The sequence below is a fragment of the Photobacterium sp. CCB-ST2H9 genome, from assembly GCF_023151555.2.
Classification (GTDB): Bacteria; Pseudomonadota; Gammaproteobacteria; order Enterobacterales; family Vibrionaceae; genus Photobacterium.
Genome location: NZ_CP100425.1, coordinates 1,897,949 through 1,914,980, shown reverse-complemented (window position 1 = coordinate 1,914,980; position 17,032 = coordinate 1,897,949). Strand labels below are relative to the sequence as shown.

Below are 17,032 nucleotides of genomic sequence, written 5' to 3'. Positions count from 1 at the left end.
ACTTCCCTGAGCTTATTTTTCTGTCACCGGGACAAACGGATTGATGGAAATCGCCTGATCGATTCTGAGCAGCTTCAGCAGTTCCAGCGGCTGGCCGTGAACCTGGCTCAGCGACAGTGTGCAATGCTGTTCGCGAAGACGCTTGTAGAGATAAACAATGGCGCCAATGCCGGATGAATCAATAAAGGGGACCTGATTTAAATCGATGAGGACCTCCGGCCCTTTTTCCTGCGCAATGATCTGGTCCAGATAAGGCTGGATGTCCCGGCAGCCATCTGCATCCATCTCGCCCTGAATGACCAAAGTAATCTGACTGTCTTTCCCCTGAATATATTCCAGCTTCATAACCACTCCCGACACGTTCTGAGCATTACAGTGAATGCAATACATTGAAAACAAGACATGAAATGTGCTCGTGAATGCTCAGGCAGGAAGCATGCCAAAAAATGATGGTTTGTCAGGGCAGGGATACAAATGCCTGATGGCTGCTGTGTCCCGCAATCAAACGAGAAGGCAGGACATAATGGGAAAGACGAGGTTTGCATTTTGCGAATCAAGTTGCATTTCGAATCCAGATCAGCAACTTAATATCCGCAGTGGAAAAGAGGGCTTGCTGATTACAGCCTGAATGGCCCGAACGATGACAGAAAACGGTTCATTGGTTCTGTTCGTACATGATCTGAATCGCGGTGCGGATCAGTGCGGGTGTCAGGTCTGTCGCCGTCATTTTCATCTGACCTGCAAAGCTGTAAAGTGTCGAAATAATTTTGGCTTTGTTTTCAGCGCTGAGCTCTTCACCGGATTCAGCAAGGCACTGTTCAAGCAGTGCCATGAGTACCTTTAACAAAATCGTGTCTGCTTGATCTTTTGCTTCGTGCTTGTCCGGAAAATGCAGGGAGTCAGATAGGGCAACATGACACTCGGTTTTTAAAGTGACGCCATTTCGCATCAAGCCGTAGGTGCCCAGCTGGCCGTTGGCAATGGATTTTTTCTCGGTCGCACTGAAATGTGGGACAAGGACCTGTCCTTTTTCTGCCGACGGATGAAGTGCTGCCCGGACCGACATGAATCTCAAGCTGCTGATAATCGACCGTCTTGCCCTTGTATTCAACCTGAGCAGGATGGGTGAGGATCAGCATTGTGTGCTCGGCCAGTGAACACAAATACACCTGCCAGGGTTTGTATTCTAATTTCGCCTGAATCGTATCCGAAAACGCTTCTCCCGAGAGGTGATGGTTGACGAAAAAGGGCTCGCCATTATTCGACAGTAACCAGTTCAGATTTGCGTTTTCAACCCGTCGAAGCAGTTGAAGGAACGCTGTATCAGGAAACGGGCCGGTAAACAGGGCTGTAAACTCGCGCTCAGACATGCCTAAGCTTTCTGCCCAGTTTGACCGGGCTCGGTCTTGCTGAATAAAATGAAGGCGATGTTCAAAGGTTCTCACTGGATTCCATTCCATTTGTGGTTGTCTGAAAGCTATTGCGCTAAGTCTGGTACACATTTCACTCAGAATCATATTTGATTGTGTGATTGTGTGGTTCATGTTGTGGGGGTGAAAGTATGTGTGACGGAAAGTGGCTTGCAGGGAGTTTTATTCAGCCCCGCTTTTGCTACATAGCGAGAAATCGTTTGTTAGCTCTATGAATGACAATCAGCTGAAGAATGAAAGTGCAACTTCTATATCAAATAGATAGAATGTTTTTCTTAACAGATAACAATATTATCAGGTAAGAAAATGAGTGAGAACCATTCTATGTTTTCGGAGCAGCTTCTAAACACTGCTTTTGAAGATCTTGTGCAAGATTTGGAGAAGGAGTTAGGCATTTCCCTCTCAGAGGAAGAGAAAAAGCTTGCCAAGAATTTATTGACTAGCGGTAAGGGTTTTCAAGAGATCGTCGCTGCTATTCGAGCATTAAGGACACAACGGTTAATAAAGGACTCAATGAAACAACGAAGTCCAATAATTTAATCCACATGGCAGACATGTCCGTAGAGTCCACTTTGCTCAGATACAAACTCTGACTTGAGAAATTAAAAACCAGCCGTGCAGGGCCAAAATAATAAAGTTGCAGCCCTGCAACAGGGCCACCTGAAAGAGAACAATCGTCATCCCCTGGAAGCCTTGCTGAAACGCAAAGGCATCGACACCGGGCCCCTTTGATGTTGCTGAAAAATTGCCTATGTAACTTGGATATAATGAGCGACATCAGTACAAACCAGCGCTGATAAACGGCAAAAAGCTAGAAGCAAATTATGAATACCGCACAACAACTCCCTCAGTTTCACTCAGTAAAACCCATTGTGAATGAAGTTGTCTGCGAATGCGGCTACCGCATCTGCGACAGCGAAGGCGTGATTCGATCCCGTTGCGTCAAAATCGGCGAGGGCATTGCCCTGTGTCGGTGTAAGCGGTGGGTGGAAGTGCCTGTTGGGAATTTACAGTAAGCATAACTTGCCACTTCAGGACATGCGGCATAAGTAGCGTATGTCCTCGTTTTGAATAAAATTTGTTGACTCCAAATTAAGTTGTGTGCGATATGATTCATATCGAAGCTAGTTTTTAATTATTTGGAGTGAACGTGCAACAGATTATAGATTTTTTGGAAAATGGTGATTATGACTGGCACCTAGATAATAATTTATATGATGATTTTATTCATGTTGCAAAATCTTTTGGATACAAATTTAAAACGCATAAAACTGAAAGTGAAGTTAAAGAGTTCTTAAAAGAAAAACTAAGGCAATGTCTTAGTGGAAAAGAAGTTAGTTCCAGCCAATATACCAATATTGAGGATCATATATGTTTCAAACACTATTCTTCTAAAACTGGAGAGTTTAAAAGTCCATTTTTATTCCTTTCTTATGTTCGCTACCAGATTAACGTGCTAGATTCATATAATAATTCTATTGAATCTTGGCTTTTAGCAAGAAGATATCTTGAAGCATTATATTCGATAGACTCCAATTATGATCCTGTCAATATACAAATTTTCCAAGAGCAGAAAATTATATCTAGGTCTATAAACTACCTTAGAAGTAAAAGATATAATGTAGTTATAAATAATGGGTGTGCATTCTTAGATCACAAAAGTGAAGTGGATTTACTATCTGCCATTGACTATAGACTTAGTAAGCTTGGTGAGCAGTCATTATTTTTTATTATGATGATGTTATCAAAAAGGTATGATTCAAAATCTAGAAGATATTTCTTAAGATCTGAGCCTGGTTTAGTTGAATTGAGTAAGATTGACATTCCCTGGGGGTATTTATTTAATGTATGTTTAAATAAGTTATATGAAATCGATAAACCAAGGAGAAATTTCAATAAGAACGCCAAGGTTTTTGAGGAAGTAACTGATTTAATTAAACATTATTTTTGCATTCAGAGAATTCAACCTTTCAATAAATTTTCCGATATTAATCATCGCTATGATACTATTCTTCCTGCTATTCAAAAGAATATATTGTATGATCAACATTTTTCTATAGATCAAATTTCAAATAATCATGCATTGAAAATGGTTGAGGGAATGTTTAAATCCAAGTTATTGGAATCTGAAAATATTAATGTTGATATATATGTTGACATAATGAAGTGGATTTTTTCAAGACCAGGTGAAAAGCCATATAAATTTACAGTTCATGACATATATGTTGATTTATTGAAATATGGTTTCGATGATTTAAAAAATGCACTTGATATCCTTTCTCATAATTATTTACATATTAATAGAGGATACTTGAACCCAAGTGATATAGAAAAAAGAAACTATTATGAAAGACCTTTCATTAATAGGGGTAAGTACTATATATATATTAACTCAAATTTCTGTAACTATGGTTTTTATTATTCGTTGTTTGATGTTTTCTCAAAGCGTGGAGTGGATGGTAATGTATTAGGTAAGGTGGCTGAAGACTTCGTTGAGAGCCAATTCATGAAAAACGGAATTACCTTTCATTCCAATAAGAATTATAGTATTCCAAAGGAAATTGCTAGAGAATTAAATATTAAGAGCCAAGGAAGAGAATGTGACTATATAATAGAGACAGCAGAGTCAATTGTTTTCATTGAGTTAAAGCGGAAGACTTTAACATCAAATGCAAGAGCCGGAGATGCATTGACATCAATGGTCGATATCTCACAGTCACTATTTCATGCACTATCTCAAACAGGTTGCCATGAATACACACTTCGCCGGAATGAAAAAATTGTTTTTAATGATGGCACCGAGATTCTTCTAAACAATAGACGTATTGAAAGAGTGGCATTAACTTTATTTGGCTTTTTTGGTATTCAAGATGGTCTTTTTGTTCATCAGATATTAGGCTCATTAATAAACTCTGAATTGAACAGTGATGATGAATCTAAGAATAAAAAAGTAAATAAGGTGTTACTTGAGCTTAGGAATCAATATCAGACTAAAATATTCCAAGAAGAATACGCTAAAGAAATGAACCCATTTTTTAATTGTAGGTTTTTTAGTGTTCCTCAATTTATTGAAATATTATCTTTTAGTTCTAATAATGAAGGGTTCTTATCAGAGCTAAATCGTACTAGACACATATCAACTGGTTGTAAAGATTGGTTTAAAGATTATCACTATATTCGATGGCTACAAGTAGATAGAAAAGGCAATTAGGTATTGACGAACATTACTTGTCTGTATGGTCTAATTGCATAACAGCAAAATCTGTTATCTGGATTGGCGTCCAGCAAACTAAGAGAGCCCGGAAGACGCGCTCAGCGTCTTTTTTGTTGGGCGGCGCTCGCGCACACCTAAGAAAAGCAGTACTCTATGGTAGCTCGGGCAGGGGCGACTTCGGTCGCGCCGGTATCGTTGAGACCGGTTACGCCAACCCTGTTCGAGTTGCCACCATCGTGAGTATTGGCGTCTCCGAGTGGCAATGTAAATTTGCTTCTCAACGGAGACATGCTATGTCTATAAATTCAGCTTCTGCTTTCCAGGCAATCAACAAAGTTCCGCACACCTTAGTCCTCGAAGCCCGGGAAATGATTGGCGGGTTAGCCGCAATCTCCGGCGCAACCTCAGGCCCGGTTGAAACCCTCACCGCTGAACAACTCTTTTATCTGTCTGCATCTATCGGCGACAAGCTCGACATCGCCTTACTCAAGATGGAGGCAGAATGATGGTACAGGCCAACGTCACCGAACTTGAACAAAACGACTCGATGCCATGTACCAGGAACTGGCGGGGCCATACCCCGCCGTCGTCTGCGAATGCGGCCACTGCATCTTTACCCACCAAGGCGTCATCCGCTCCCGCTGCGTCAAAGTCGCAGAGGGTGTCGCGCTGTGCCGTTGTAAGCGGTGGGTGGAAGTGCCGGTAGGGCTGAGCTTCTACTGATGTGATCGGAGCATGCAAAAGCCAGAAATGACGTTTGCTAGCATGCTGTTTAAATATATGATTAGTTGGTGAAAGTTGAACGAGGGCAAAGAATGATATGCGAATGAGGTATATCATCTTATGTTCACAAAACATGATGTATAAGTAACAATTAAGATAGGAGTAAGATTTGAATCAATTGGAGCTTAAAGACCTATACTTAGGTCAGAATGATGGTAAAAAAGAGGCAATTTATAGAGATAACTTTGAAGAGTTTTTTATAAACGAGAAATCAATTTATGATCAGGTGCAAAGAAAAGAAAAATTTTTGATTTTGGGTAGAAAAGGATCTGGAAAGACTTTTTTAGCTCATTATATGAAGAAAATGTCGAGTAAAAATGATAGTTGGAATTGTGACATTCGATCCTACAAGGATTTTAAGTTCCAAGAGTTAGTACACTTGAAAACTGAAGATGTGAAACCTAACGAATATTATGAAATATGGAGGTGGATGCTTCTACTAGACTTATCTCGCTCAATACTAAAAGATAGTAAAATGTCAAAGAATGAGCATAAAGATAAAATTGAGGATTTCTTTGAGGAGAACTACAAATCTATTGATATTGATAGTAAAAGAATTATTGAGATTACTAAAGCTAATAAAATAAGAGGCGGGGTTTTTCGATCTTTCATCGAGAACAACTTTGGCGATAAAATAGAGACAGGTAGTTATCTAGATTATATTGAGGCTTTAGAATTTACTGTTGTTAAAGCATTGAAATGTACATCAACAATTCATACTATCATATATGATGAATTGGATGATCGTTTTCGAGATGATGACTATTACAAAAATTCAATTTTAAGTTTAATAAAAGCAGCAGATAACTTAAACCTTAAAATGGTAGAGAATGGGATCGAAGCCAAATCGGTTGTCCTGCTGCGAACAGATATATTTTCGATATTAAATGATCCTGACTTGAACAAAATAAAGAGAATAAATTCAGTAAAAATAGAGTGGGGAGATAGAATAAGTAAGAGTTCTCCACTTATTAAAATGATATTAACAAAAGCAAAGAAATCTAGTCCTTTGTTAGGAGCTGCATCTGATCATGCCGCATTTGGTTTGTTGTTTCCTGATAATGTTAATAAAATACCTACTGAACGTTTTTTACTCGAAAGAACATTCTTTAGGCCTAGGGATATTATTACATTTCTGAATTCTATTATTGAGAAACATCCGTCGCATAATTCTTTTAGATGGCAAACTTTAGCAGATGCTAGATCAGATTATTCTCAATATCTGTTAGACGAAGTTAGGAATGAAATGTCAGGACATGTTACAGATATTGAAATAGAAGAAAGCCTTAAGTTAATTAAAAATTTTAATCGGCACTATTTTTATTTCAAAGATATTGTTAAGTATTATGAAGATAATGTTTTTCATTATAAAAACATTAAGGCTGAACAGGCACTAATTAATCTATATAACTTTAGTGTTATAGGAAACACTTGGAAAAATAGAGAGAAAGGTGGTAAGCAGTACCAATCTTGGTCTCATCGTGAAAACAACTCTGATTTAGATTTTAGTAAACAAATGGTTGTGCATATAGGACTTAGAGAAGCTCTGTCGATGTAATTACACATAGCAAATTGCTTCGCAGAAGAGGGTGTTCATAGTTCTGTGTCAGCGTAATTACCATGATCCCCCTCCCGCCGCTTCCAAGCCTCTGCCACTCTCCCCACATTGATGGCGACCGAGCCCCTGAGTTTACCCTCAGGGGCTTTTCCGTTTTAGGGCAGAGACATGAGCAAACAATCCTTTCTTTCCGCCAGTGTTGTGCTGGCACTCAGTGCAGCACCGGCCAGCGGGGCCATTCATCTCCTGTCGGATGCTGTGAAGGTGGATACCCACAGCAGCAGTAAACGCAGTGTTGTCACCATTACCCGAACCGGCAAATTTTACGATCCGCGCTACGGCGAATTCGAACTGACCCAGCAAATGTTCGATGACCTGGTCAAAAACTTCAACGAGAACGTCTATGGCCAGGAAATCAACATCGACATTGAGCACCAGCCTGAAAACGGTGCCGGGGCGGTGGTGCGTCGCTTGTTTACCGATCGCGGTCGATTACGTGCAGAGGTGGAGTGGTACGAACTCGGCATCAGCAAAGTCACCAAAGAAGGCTTTAAATACCTGAGCGCCGAAATTCATCCCAATTACGTCAGTAACGAACAAGGGCAGAACGGCCAGTATCAGGAATTTGGCCCAACCCTGCTGGGCGCCGGGTTGGTCACACGGCCATGCATCAGAAACCTCGACAAAATCGAGCTGAGCGAAGCCAGCCTGCACGATTGCCCAACCTACCTTTCCGAGTCACTGGCGAATAAATTCTTTGAGGAACGACAAACAATGTGGGAACAACTGATCGCACTGTTCGAAGCGAACACCAAAGGGCTGAAACTCTCTGCCGAACAGCACACCGCCATGGTTCAACTGCTGAAAGACTCACTCACAGGGGTCAGCGACGAAGCCGCCGCCAAGCAGCTTTCTGAATCTGGCAACACCAGTGTAATGTAGAGAAGTGGAATACATCTTCTTAGCAAAGAAAAAGCCCGCTCTTTCGAACGGGCTTCTCTGTTTGGTACGACCGAGTGGACTCGAACCACCGACCCCCACCATGTCAAGGTGGTGCTCTAACCAGCTGAGCTACGGTCGTATTGTCTGTTGCAAACTGCCTGAAAGGGGAGGCAATTGCGAAATATGGTGCGTCTGAGTGGACTCGAACCACCGACCCCTACCATGTCAAGGTAGTACTCTAACCAGCTGAGCTACAGACGCAGATTTTTAAATTTTGGTACGACCGAGTGGACTCGAACCACCGACCCCCACCATGTCAAGGTGGTGCTCTAACCAGCTGAGCTACGGTCGTATTGTTTGTTGCGAACTGCCTGAAAAAGGGGAGGCAATTTGCGAAATATGGTGCGTCTGAGTGGACTCGAACCACCGACCCCTACCATGTCAAGGTAGTACTCTAACCAGCTGAGCTACAGACGCGAAATTTAAGTTATTCTAATGCGAAATTTGGTACGACCGAGTGGACTCGAACCACCGACCCCCACCATGTCAAGGTGGTGCTCTAACCAGCTGAGCTACGGTCGTATCATGGAAGTGCTCTGCATCAGAACGGGGTGAATATTAGCGATTCACTCCCTCCGGTGCAAGTGTTTGAGTTGGCTTTTTTATTTTTCGTGACTGTTTGGTTGCAACTTGTACTGCCTGGTGCGCTTTCAGTCAGTGAGTGATTGTTTTTCGGGAAGAATTATTGCAGTAACTCATGATCCGGCGGTAACAGCCGGGAAATCCAGATGGCCAGTTTGTGACGCATGTTGGGGCCGTCTTCCTGATCCGGGGCGAGGGGGGTGATTTGTTTGACGTCGACCAGCAGGCGATAGATACATTCGACTTTGTCTTTTTCAGAGATGCCTTTGCCAAAATCTTCGTATCCCTGCTTTCGGGCAAAGGCGATGCCGAGTTCCATGGCTTTTTTGAGCAACTTTTGCTCATTTTTTATTTTTTTCATTGCGTCACTCCATCGCGATTTCTGTTCATCAAGCATAGCGAAGGCTATCCGGTCTGTCCGACCTTTATCCCACAGCGTTTGAAGAGTGTCTGCCAGTAATGCACATGGTTGAGCGTGGCTTCACGAAACTGGCTGTGTAATGCACCGTCAATGTAATAACTCTGGTAGTCAGCCAGTGCAGCGGGGCGTGCTGGCGTTGTAAATAAGGCTTGCAGGTCGGGCGAAATTTCCTGGTATTGACTGTCGAGTTTTGCCAGATAGGGCTGAATCTCGCCGACATAAAACTTATAAAACACGTTCTGCAGGTAATCGGCTTGTTGCTGGTTGCGGTTTGGACCGCACATCACCTGCGAATCCTGGCTGTTCAGCAACCGGGTGGTTGTATTGAGCCAGTCCCGGGCGCGGGCCATGGCGTAAAACAACTGGCCGAGATAACGGAAGGTGTGAATGTCTGCCTGATAGGTCAGCAAGTTGTCTGCGGCTTGGGATGTCACCGTCTGTCCTGCGCTGATTTGTCGGGCGATCTCGGCGATTCCGCGGAAAATATGCTGACTTTCAGAAGCGCCGGGCATAGCGTTTAACGGGAAAGCGATATGGGTCGGCTTGAATTGCTTCTGCCATTCTTCACCGGTGAGCAGCATGTTCCAGAAATATTTGGGTAAATCCTGCTGTTTGATGCGCTGGACCTGAAGGAGCTGTGCCTGCAGTTTGCTGTTCTCCGGCAGTGTTGCAAGGCAGTGACTGATACCGTCCAGTAACAGTAATTCGTAACGCAGTTGCCGGGTTCGGTCCTGAACTTTACCCAGCACGGAATTTCGCTCCGCAATCAGCTGAAACAGGCCGCATGCTCTTAACTCGTAAGCATCCAGTAGGCCCATTCGGACATCTTCTGTCTGTTGCAGCAGTTCACTGACTTCCGGCAGCGGGGGGATTGCAGTCTTGGGTGCTTCGGGTTCACTGCTGTCCAGAACCGAGGCCAGACGATCGGTATAATTTGTGAAACTGCTTTCTGACGACGGTGTGTCGCAGCTACTCAGCAGCATAAGGCAGACCGACAGCAGGAAGACTTTCAGACCAGCAACAAAATGACGGAGAACAAAAAGCATGGGCGATACTTCAGACGGTTTTTTCAAAGTATACGCTAACATGCTGACTTTTCAGGTAAAGAAAAGGCAGCTTTTGCTGCCTTCTATGTACTGTTGCCAGATTACAGAGCCCGGATTAGCGGACTGACAGGGCCAGCTGGAAGTCGTGATCCTGACGTTGCAGCCACAGTAAGCGTGTTGTCAGCATGATGGCAGCGGCCGTCAGACCAACCACGTTACCAATCCAGAATCCGTGCGGGCCCATCGGCTCGGTGACCAGATGCGTCATCCCCAGGGTGTAACCGGTCGGCAGGCCGAAGATCCAGTAGGCAATGAAAGTCCGGACGAAAATTGCCTGCATGTCTTTATACCCGCGGAGTGCACCGGCAGCGACCACTTGGATGGCATCACTGCATTGGTAAACCGCTGCAAGGAACAATAACTGGGCGGCAAGACTGACCACTTCCGGGTTATCGGTATAAAGTAACCCAATGGGTTCACGGAAAATGACCGTGAGTACCGCGGTGGTCAGAGAGACAGCGACGCCCAGCCAGATACCGCAATGGCTGGAAATTCTGGCGCCGTCGAAGTTTTTCTCACCCAGCTGATGTCCAACCCGGATACTGGTCGCTGCGCTCAGGCTCATCGGGAGCATAAAGACCAGCGAGGAAAAGTTAATCGCAATCTGGTGCGCGGCCACCACAATGGAGCCAAGCGGCGCAATCAGCAGGGCAATGGCGGCAAAGAGCGAGACTTCAAAAAACAGTGCGGCCGCAATCGGAAAACCTAGTTTGAACTGGCGGGTGACGGTACTCATTTCAGGCTGATACAGGGTGTTGAACAGCCCAATCCGGTTGAGTTTTTTGTTCACCAGGACGTAAATCAGCATGGCAAAGAACATCAGCCAGTAGACAATGGCGGTTGCGACGCCGCAGCCTACACCGCCCAGAGCCGGTGCGCCAAATTTACCGTAGACAAAGACCCAGTTCAGAGGAATGTTGGCAAGCAGGCCGATGAAACCAATCACCATGCCCGGAACCGTCAGGGATAATCCTTCAGAGAAGCTGCGTAAGGCCTGAAACAGAAACAGGGCCGGAACGGCATAAAGAACCGCGTGCAGATAACCGATGGTTTTTTCAGACAGGACGCTTTCGAGCGCCATATAATCGATCAGGACGCCAGCGTTATACAGCACCAGAATCACAGGGACAGACAGCAGCAGCGCTAAGAGAAAACTGTGCTGAACCTGAAACGGGATTTTTTCTTTCTGTCCGGAACCATTCAGCTGAGCGACGATGGGAACCATAGCGAGCAGTACACCAATTCCAAACAGAATTGCAGGCATCCAGATGCTGGAAGCCACGGAGACCGCAGCCATATCAGTTGCGCTGACACTACCGGCCATCACAGTATCAATAAAACTCATCGCAGTCTGGGCAACAGAAGCGATCAGAACGGGAATAGCGAGTTTAAGCAATCGCTTAGTTTCAAGACGATAAAAATGCACAAATTGCTCCAGCGGGCAGGGATATCTTGTTGGAAGATTATTCAGTAGTGATTATATCGGCTTCCCTCCGGCAGACAACGATTTATTCAATCAGTCTCACTAAGCTAGCCGCGCTCTTGCAGATTCATCATCAGCGCTTTGTTTTTACCCGATTGTTTCGCCTGATAAAGCAATCCGTCTGCAATGCCAAAACAGCCTTTACTGCCGGGTTCACACTGGGTGATCCCCATGCTGACGGTGATGGTGATCAGCGTGTCTCCCAGTGAAACCGGGATTGAGGCAATGCGTTTCAACAGGTCATCTGCGATCCGGCGAATGGTGCTTTCATCCGGAGCGAGAGAGCAGATTGCAAACTCCTCTCCACCGATTCGTCCAATAAAGTCGGGTTCGTCAAAGGTGTCATTACAGATATTGACCAGATGCTGCAGGGCCTGATCGCCAACCTGGTGTCCGTAAGTGTCATTCAGTTTTTTGAAATTATCCACGTCCAGTAACATCAGCCAGCACCCTTGCCGATCACGCATTTCATTGAATCGCTGCCAGAAATAGCGGCGGTTCGGTGCGTTGGTCAGGGGATCATAAAAAGCCAGTTTTTCCAGACGGCTGTTGGCTTTCTTCAGGGCAAGAGTGCGGGCTGCGACTCTGGCCTCCAGTTCCTGATTCTGTTTTTCCAGTAACAGGTTGAGTCTGGCCGTTTCTTCGCGCTCCTGATCCAGGTGGGTAATGGTTTGTTCCAGATGCCGGCTCATATCATCGAATGCATCCGCCAGCTGGCCCACTTCGTCATTCCGTTTCAGATTCAGTGTCTGCCCCCAATGACCCTTGCTGATATTGTTAATCGCGTGTGTCAGGCGCTGAATGGGCGTCAGAATGTAACGGTTTCCGTAGTACCCGTAGATGGCAGCGATGATCATGAGCACCAGGGTCAGGATGATGGCCGTATCTTTGGCTGTCATGAAGACAGAAGTGAAGTCGCTTAACGGCGACAGCATGACGATGGTGACCCGGTCATCCCCGTCCAGAGTGTAATAGCCGGTATAGCTCAGCCAGTCCTGTCCCTGACAGTGAAAACGGTAGACCGGGCTGACTTCAGTTGTGTGCCCGTATCTGTATTTCCAGACTTTATAGAGAAGCGGCGTCTGCTGAGGATCAATCGTTTTCAGTTCCCCGTAGGCAGCCACATGATCCGGCCGGGTACTGGTCAGTATTGTTCCCTGCCGGCCCAGAATGGTGATGACGCTGTTCGGACTGATTTTGATACTTTCCAGCTCATCAATTAGCGGTGTTAAATCAATATCCATGCCCCAGACACCCAGCAGTTCGCCGGCCTGGTCGTATTCTGCTTTTGATAACGTAACCCCCAGCTCACCTTGCTGTTCCTCACGCTTGATCAGCTCACTCCATACGGCCTGGTCATGAGTCAGCGCCTGAAAAAACCAGGGTTGCTTACGGGCGTCATAGTATTCCTTGGTATTCAGCAGGATGTTCTGTTTTTCCGGATGAATAATGTAGCGGTGCAACGCACTTGCTTCCGGGCGCTCAGTTTCGATAAATTCCAGATAATTTGCATAGCTTTCGGGCAGTTTGAACCGGACAATATCCGGGTCGCGGCCAATCAGCCTGAATCCGCCTTCCGGTGTAGCAAAGTAAAAGTGCTCTATGTTAGGGTGCTGAACGAGAGAATCGGTCAGGTACTGTTGCATTTTTGTTCTGTCCTGAACGATCGCATCCAGTTCGTCAGACATCAGTTCCTGTTGTTTGTAGATCAGCCGGACATTGTTAAAAAATTCATCCAGGTGATCTTTCACGACGTCATTGCTCTGGCGGTAAAATCCTTCAATCGCCTGGGTGATGGCGCGTTCAGAACTGTTGTACCAAATCATGCCGACACCAATGGCACTCAGAAGAATGACTGTCGTTAAAGTAAGTTGGATTCGGAAGCCCAGGTGATTGGTGTGCGATTTAAACATGGTCAGGAAATTAAGCGTAATACCGCTGCGAAACATTACGGTGAGTAAGGATAAGTATTTGCCTGACCCAATACAATCGAGTCACAAAATTTTGGGACAGTTGTTCTAACTTTGTGGTCAAATTGTGAGTTAAAGCTTGTTTTTGCTTTTAAATGCGGAGGACAGATGTTTACAGGAATTGTTCAGGGAACTTTTGAAGTTGTTGAAATTAAAAAGAAAAAAGATTTCCAGACACACGTGCTTCGTTTGCCGGATGAGCTCATTCATGGCTTAGAGCTTGGGTCATCCGTCGCACATAACGGTTGCTGTCTGACGGTTACCCGAATCGATGGCAATCTTGTGTCGTTTGATTTGATGCAGGAGACCCTGCGTGTGACCAATCTTGGTTTGCTCCGTGAAGGGGACCGGGTGAACATCGAGCGTGCGGCGAAATTCGGGGATGAAATCGGGGGTCACAGTATGTCGGGACATATCATGACAACCGCAACGGTGGATGAGGTGATTGAATCTGAAAACAATTACAAGATTTGGTTCTCGATGCCGTCGTCTTTGATGAAATATGTGTTCACGAAAGGTTATATCGGCATTGATGGTGCCAGTCTGACGATTGGTGATGTGGAAGCACAACGCTTCAATGTCAATCTGATTCCGGAGACGCTCACCAGAACCAATCTGGCAACCCGGCGTCCGGGGGATGCAATCAATATTGAGATTGATCCTCAGACTCAGGCTGTTGTTGATACTGTAGAGCGTGTCATGGCCGCCCGCAGCTGATGCGTGGCCCACAAATTATTCGCCCTGCCATAAGGCAGGGCGGTGTTTCATGCACACTCCGACGGAGGTGTGCTCAGAAAATTTGCTCGTCGTCTGCATCCACAAACAAATGAATTGTTTTGTGCAGATCATCGACCTGCATGTTCAGGTGGATGGCATGACAACAGGCGGGACAATCATCATAAAATTCCTGGCTGCCGGCACTGGTATCCAGCGTAATGCGGATATTGTGGCCGCAATGCGGACAAATCACACTCTGCTCGCTGTAATTCTTCATTCTAAACTCCTTAACATGTACCTAACACCAAATGGCACACAGACACTGCGTCCAACTTCCTTACTGGAGAGTGGTATTTTCCCTGTGCATTCGGGTCCGGCTCAGCGCTGAACCCGGAGGATGAGATGAAGCGCCTCGTCCTGAAATGACACGGAGAATCGATTTGTAAACCGTTATGTTAATCCTAGCGAGCCGGATTAGTTTTTGCCGTGAATTAACCGCAAACTTTGAGTTGCTGAGAAGTTTTGCGGATTGGAAAGCGGGTGTCTGGCAACTTCGGAAATCTGCGGTGGACAAGCGTCTGAAGGTGTGAAGTGAACTCTATTTTTTTGAGTCAAAACAGCCTCAATGCGGCTGGAAAAAGCAGAGGAACTGAGAATTCAATGGATTAGCATCTCTGCTGGTAAAAACAGAAATGCTAATCATCACTGAAGCTGATTAAAGACCGGTGATTAATGCTTTATTTACTTCGAGCAGCGAGTTAAGTTTTCGGTCGGCAATGGACCAGCGCAGGTCATCGCGATGCTGAGCTTCCGGGACAGCAATGCTTTTCATCCGTGCCGCTTTCACCGCCAGAAGGCCATTCAGCGAATCTTCAAATGCGACGCACAGATGGGGCTCAACACCCAGTGCATCAGCTGCATTCAGATACACTTCCGGGTGAGGTTTACCAAAACGCAGGTGCTCGGCAGAGAACAGTGCACTGAAAGCTTCGGTGAGCGACAGCGCATCCAGCGTGGCGTGGATCAGACTCATTGGTGAAGATGAAGCCAGGGCAATTTTCAGGCCCAGCTCCTGGCAGGTTTGGATGGCTTCCAGAACACCGGGTAACATGGGTTTGTGCTCCTGAACCAGTGCTTCGACGCGTTTGGTGATCAGGTCGTTGACTTCCTGGCAGTTTGGTCCCTGCCACGGCTGACGCTCAAACCAGAGGTCAACAATGTGGTCGATGCGGAGTCCCATGGTTTCCAGCGTATCCTGCTGAGAAATTTTGACTCCCAAAGAAGAAAATACCTCGACCTGAGCACGTTGCCAGAAAGGTTCAGAATCGACCAGAAGGCCGTCCATATCAAAGATTGCGGCTTTTAACATTTGAATCCTGTCTTGGGCTGAAGTGAAACTTAAGGAGTGTGAACCTTATCACTTCAGCCCTGAAGACGGTAGTCAAATTGCAGTGAGCGGCGGGAGATTACCTGCTGTTCAGGTCCAGTTTACGGATACAGTGTTCGGCCTGATCTAAGTATTCACCACCGAAGAGGTTGCAGTGGTTCAGCAGATGGTAGAGGTTGTATAAATCCCGTCTCTGGCTGTAGCCTTCATCCAGCGGAAAGACCGACTGATAGCCATTGTAAAAGCTTTCAGGAAAGCCACCGAAAAGCTCTGTCATGGCAATGTCGCATTCCCGGTCTCCCCAGTAACTGGCCGGATCGAAAATGACCGGGCCGTCGACACTCAGGGCAGTATTGCCATGCCATAAATCGCCGTGCAGCAGGGAAGGTTTGGGCTGGCGGGCGGACAGGATTTCAATCACATTTCCGGTGATGACATCAATATTGCCGAACTCCATGCCTTTTTCTTCACAGAGCTGAAGCTGCCAGGCAATGCGTTGTTCGGCAAAGAAACGGCACCATTTTCGCCGCCATTGGTTGGGCTGAGGGGTCAGACCAATAAAATTGTCCATATCGAAGCCATATTCAGGCTGTTCCCCCCATTGATGTAAATGCGCCAGTTGCTGCCCCAGAGTATGTGCAGCTTCGGTATCCATACTTTTCATGGGCATGAAATCCAGCACCAGAAAAGCCTTGTCCCGGCTGACCCCCATATACCGGCTGACAGGGACGGTGACAAAACCGGTTTCATTTAACAGGCGGAGACTTTCTGCTTCGGCCTCAAAGACGGGCAGGTGTTCTTTGTCGTTGAGTTTAATGAAGTACCTCTGGTCCCCGTCGCTGATGCAGTAGCAGTCGTTCACATCCCCGCCGGGGAGGGTATCCCGCTCTCGGATTGTAAAGGGGTGTTCGAGTACGTCTGAAAGCTGATCGGAAATCGCTTGCCACATAGCATCCTCCGGGTACAAACCAGTTTGGGTACAAATCAAATAACGGAACAACACAGTCCAATCGGACTGAATTTAAAAGACAGTGACGCCAAATCTGTAGGGGCACAGGTTAGCCTGCCACGTATTCGCTGACAGTTACCGGCTATTATGGCCTGATGCGATTCATTCTCTTTGATTTATATCAGTTGCCCCGGCTCTACCTCATCACAGCTTAGACTATTTCTTGTGTTTCTACTGATTAAAGAGCAAAAACAGGCAATTGGCTTTGCAAAAATAGGAATGACCTGGATTCTCTGACGTGGCGGGTTATCTTTGTGGGAATGGTGTAGTGATGGTTACGCGCAGGACAAGAAAAATGAAGCCAGATGAATGGGAAAGGCAGTGTATGATTTTGGGTTCTGGCAAAAAGAAAGCCGGGATAATCCCGGCT

Annotated in this window: 15 protein-coding genes and 5 tRNA genes; 6 read left to right on the top strand and 14 right to left on the bottom strand. The window is 45.7% G+C overall.

Translation table 11 applies throughout. The features are described 5' to 3' along the window. Nucleotides 1-12 precede the first annotated feature (12 nt). Together L4174_RS08895 and L4174_RS08890 are read right to left on the bottom strand one after the other, a co-directional pair. Entirely contained in the window at nucleotides 13-345 is a 333-nt protein-coding gene (locus L4174_RS08895) for an STAS domain-containing protein (RefSeq protein ID WP_248140418.1), read from the bottom strand. Nucleotides 346-655: 310 nt separating this feature from the next. Then, nucleotides 656-1,066 carry a hypothetical protein gene (locus tag L4174_RS08890; RefSeq protein WP_248140417.1) on the bottom strand — a complete coding sequence of 137 codons (411 nt, stop codon included), beginning with the start codon at nucleotides 1,064-1,066 and terminating at the stop codon, nucleotides 656-658. A gap of 670 nt (nucleotides 1,067-1,736) precedes the next feature. Between L4174_RS08890 and L4174_RS08885 the strand changes: the two genes are divergently transcribed. The 5 genes from L4174_RS08885 to L4174_RS08865 all read left to right on the top strand — a co-directional run bounded on the left by L4174_RS08885 (nucleotide 1,737) and on the right by L4174_RS08865 (nucleotide 7,927). Beyond that, complete coding sequence (locus L4174_RS08885; RefSeq protein WP_248140416.1) at nucleotides 1,737-1,970, top strand: hypothetical protein; 234 nt, start codon at nucleotides 1,737-1,739, stop codon at nucleotides 1,968-1,970. 610 nt (nucleotides 1,971-2,580) lie between these two features. After that, entirely contained in the window at nucleotides 2,581-4,641 is a 2,061-nt protein-coding gene (locus L4174_RS08880) for a hypothetical protein (RefSeq protein WP_248140414.1), read from the top strand. A 296-nt stretch (nucleotides 4,642-4,937) separates the two neighbouring features. Further along, nucleotides 4,938-5,150 (top strand): hypothetical protein, encoded by a 213-nt coding sequence (locus tag L4174_RS08875; RefSeq protein ID WP_248140413.1) that lies wholly within the window; start codon nucleotides 4,938-4,940, stop codon nucleotides 5,148-5,150. Nucleotides 5,151-5,536: 386 nt separating this feature from the next. Beyond that, on the top strand, nucleotides 5,537-6,985 hold the full coding sequence (locus tag L4174_RS08870; RefSeq protein WP_248140412.1) for a P-loop ATPase, Sll1717 family: 1,449 nt from the start codon (nucleotides 5,537-5,539) through the stop codon (nucleotides 6,983-6,985). Between the two features lie 168 nt (nucleotides 6,986-7,153). Next, entirely contained in the window at nucleotides 7,154-7,927 is a 774-nt protein-coding gene (locus L4174_RS08865; protein ID WP_248140411.1) for a phage protease, read from the top strand. A 62-nt stretch (nucleotides 7,928-7,989) separates the two neighbouring features. On the opposite strand, the gene L4174_RS08860 is transcribed toward L4174_RS08865, so the two are convergent. From L4174_RS08860 to L4174_RS08820, 9 genes are all read right to left on the bottom strand, one after another. Next, a tRNA-Val gene (locus L4174_RS08860) sits at nucleotides 7,990-8,066 on the bottom strand. A 45-nt stretch (nucleotides 8,067-8,111) separates the two neighbouring features. Further along, nucleotides 8,112-8,188 (bottom strand) — tRNA-Val (locus tag L4174_RS08855). 14 nt (nucleotides 8,189-8,202) lie between these two features. Beyond that, nucleotides 8,203-8,279: transfer RNA gene (locus tag L4174_RS08850), tRNA-Val, on the bottom strand. Between the two features lie 48 nt (nucleotides 8,280-8,327). Next, nucleotides 8,328-8,404, bottom strand: a tRNA-Val gene (locus L4174_RS08845). Between the two features lie 28 nt (nucleotides 8,405-8,432). Next, nucleotides 8,433-8,509 (bottom strand) — tRNA-Val (locus L4174_RS08840). A gap of 160 nt (nucleotides 8,510-8,669) precedes the next feature. After that, complete coding sequence (locus tag L4174_RS08835; RefSeq protein WP_036753032.1) at nucleotides 8,670-8,930, bottom strand: DUF5062 family protein; 261 nt, start codon at nucleotides 8,928-8,930, stop codon at nucleotides 8,670-8,672. Nucleotides 8,931-8,974: 44 nt separating this feature from the next. Beyond that, nucleotides 8,975-10,036 (bottom strand): DUF3080 domain-containing protein, encoded by a 1,062-nt coding sequence (locus tag L4174_RS08830; RefSeq protein ID WP_248140410.1) that lies wholly within the window; start codon nucleotides 10,034-10,036, stop codon nucleotides 8,975-8,977. 115 nt (nucleotides 10,037-10,151) lie between these two features. Continuing rightward, nucleotides 10,152-11,522, bottom strand: a complete 1,371-nt coding sequence (locus L4174_RS08825; protein ID WP_248140409.1) for an MATE family efflux transporter — start codon at nucleotides 11,520-11,522, stop codon at nucleotides 10,152-10,154. A gap of 104 nt (nucleotides 11,523-11,626) precedes the next feature. Then, on the bottom strand, nucleotides 11,627-13,492 hold the full coding sequence (locus L4174_RS08820; RefSeq protein WP_248140408.1) for a diguanylate cyclase: 1,866 nt from the start codon (nucleotides 13,490-13,492) through the stop codon (nucleotides 11,627-11,629). A gap of 165 nt (nucleotides 13,493-13,657) precedes the next feature. On the opposite strand from L4174_RS08820, the gene L4174_RS08815 reads away from it, so the two are divergent. After that, nucleotides 13,658-14,266, top strand: a complete 609-nt coding sequence (locus tag L4174_RS08815; protein WP_248140407.1) for a riboflavin synthase subunit alpha — start codon at nucleotides 13,658-13,660, stop codon at nucleotides 14,264-14,266. 73 nt (nucleotides 14,267-14,339) lie between these two features. Here the strand turns inward: L4174_RS08815 and L4174_RS08810 are convergent, their stop codons facing one another. The 3 genes from L4174_RS08810 to L4174_RS08800 form a co-directional block, all read right to left on the bottom strand. Then, complete coding sequence (locus L4174_RS08810) at nucleotides 14,340-14,543, bottom strand: CPXCG motif-containing cysteine-rich protein (RefSeq protein WP_248140406.1); 204 nt, start codon at nucleotides 14,541-14,543, stop codon at nucleotides 14,340-14,342. A 438-nt stretch (nucleotides 14,544-14,981) separates the two neighbouring features. Continuing rightward, a complete protein-coding gene (gene hxpB, locus L4174_RS08805) occupies nucleotides 14,982-15,635 on the bottom strand; it encodes a hexitol phosphatase HxpB (protein WP_248140405.1) in 654 nt (217 codons plus the stop codon). Nucleotides 15,636-15,732: 97 nt separating this feature from the next. Then, nucleotides 15,733-16,602: a fructosamine kinase family protein gene (locus L4174_RS08800; RefSeq protein ID WP_248140404.1), complete on the bottom strand. Its 870-nt coding sequence runs from the start codon at nucleotides 16,600-16,602 to the stop codon at nucleotides 15,733-15,735. Between the last annotated feature and the right edge of the window lie 430 nt (nucleotides 16,603-17,032).

Excerpts from the sequence above, each read along its gene's own strand:
- L4174_RS08895 (WP_248140418.1), bottom strand. The coding sequence starts at position 345 with ATGAAGCTGGAATATATTCAGGGGAAAGACAGTCAGATTACTTTGGTC.
- L4174_RS08890 (WP_248140417.1), bottom strand. The coding sequence starts at position 1,066 with ATGTCGGTCCGGGCAGCACTTCATCCGTCGGCAGAAAAAGGACAGGTC.
- L4174_RS08885 (WP_248140416.1), top strand. The coding sequence starts at position 1,737 with ATGAGTGAGAACCATTCTATGTTTTCGGAGCAGCTTCTAAACACTGCT.
- L4174_RS08875 (WP_248140413.1), top strand. The coding sequence starts at position 4,938 with ATGTCTATAAATTCAGCTTCTGCTTTCCAGGCAATCAACAAAGTTCCG.
- L4174_RS08865 (WP_248140411.1), top strand. The coding sequence starts at position 7,154 with ATGAGCAAACAATCCTTTCTTTCCGCCAGTGTTGTGCTGGCACTCAGT.
- L4174_RS08835 (WP_036753032.1), bottom strand. The coding sequence starts at position 8,930 with ATGAAAAAAATAAAAAATGAGCAAAAGTTGCTCAAAAAAGCCATGGAA.
- L4174_RS08830 (WP_248140410.1), bottom strand. The coding sequence starts at position 10,036 with ATGCTTTTTGTTCTCCGTCATTTTGTTGCTGGTCTGAAAGTCTTCCTG.
- L4174_RS08820 (WP_248140408.1), bottom strand. The coding sequence starts at position 13,492 with ATGTTTAAATCGCACACCAATCACCTGGGCTTCCGAATCCAACTTACT.
- L4174_RS08815 (WP_248140407.1), top strand. The coding sequence starts at position 13,658 with ATGTTTACAGGAATTGTTCAGGGAACTTTTGAAGTTGTTGAAATTAAA.
- L4174_RS08810 (WP_248140406.1), bottom strand. The coding sequence starts at position 14,543 with ATGAAGAATTACAGCGAGCAGAGTGTGATTTGTCCGCATTGCGGCCAC.
- hxpB (WP_248140405.1), bottom strand. The coding sequence starts at position 15,635 with ATGTTAAAAGCCGCAATCTTTGATATGGACGGCCTTCTGGTCGATTCT.
- L4174_RS08800 (WP_248140404.1), bottom strand. The coding sequence starts at position 16,602 with ATGTGGCAAGCGATTTCCGATCAGCTTTCAGACGTACTCGAACACCCC.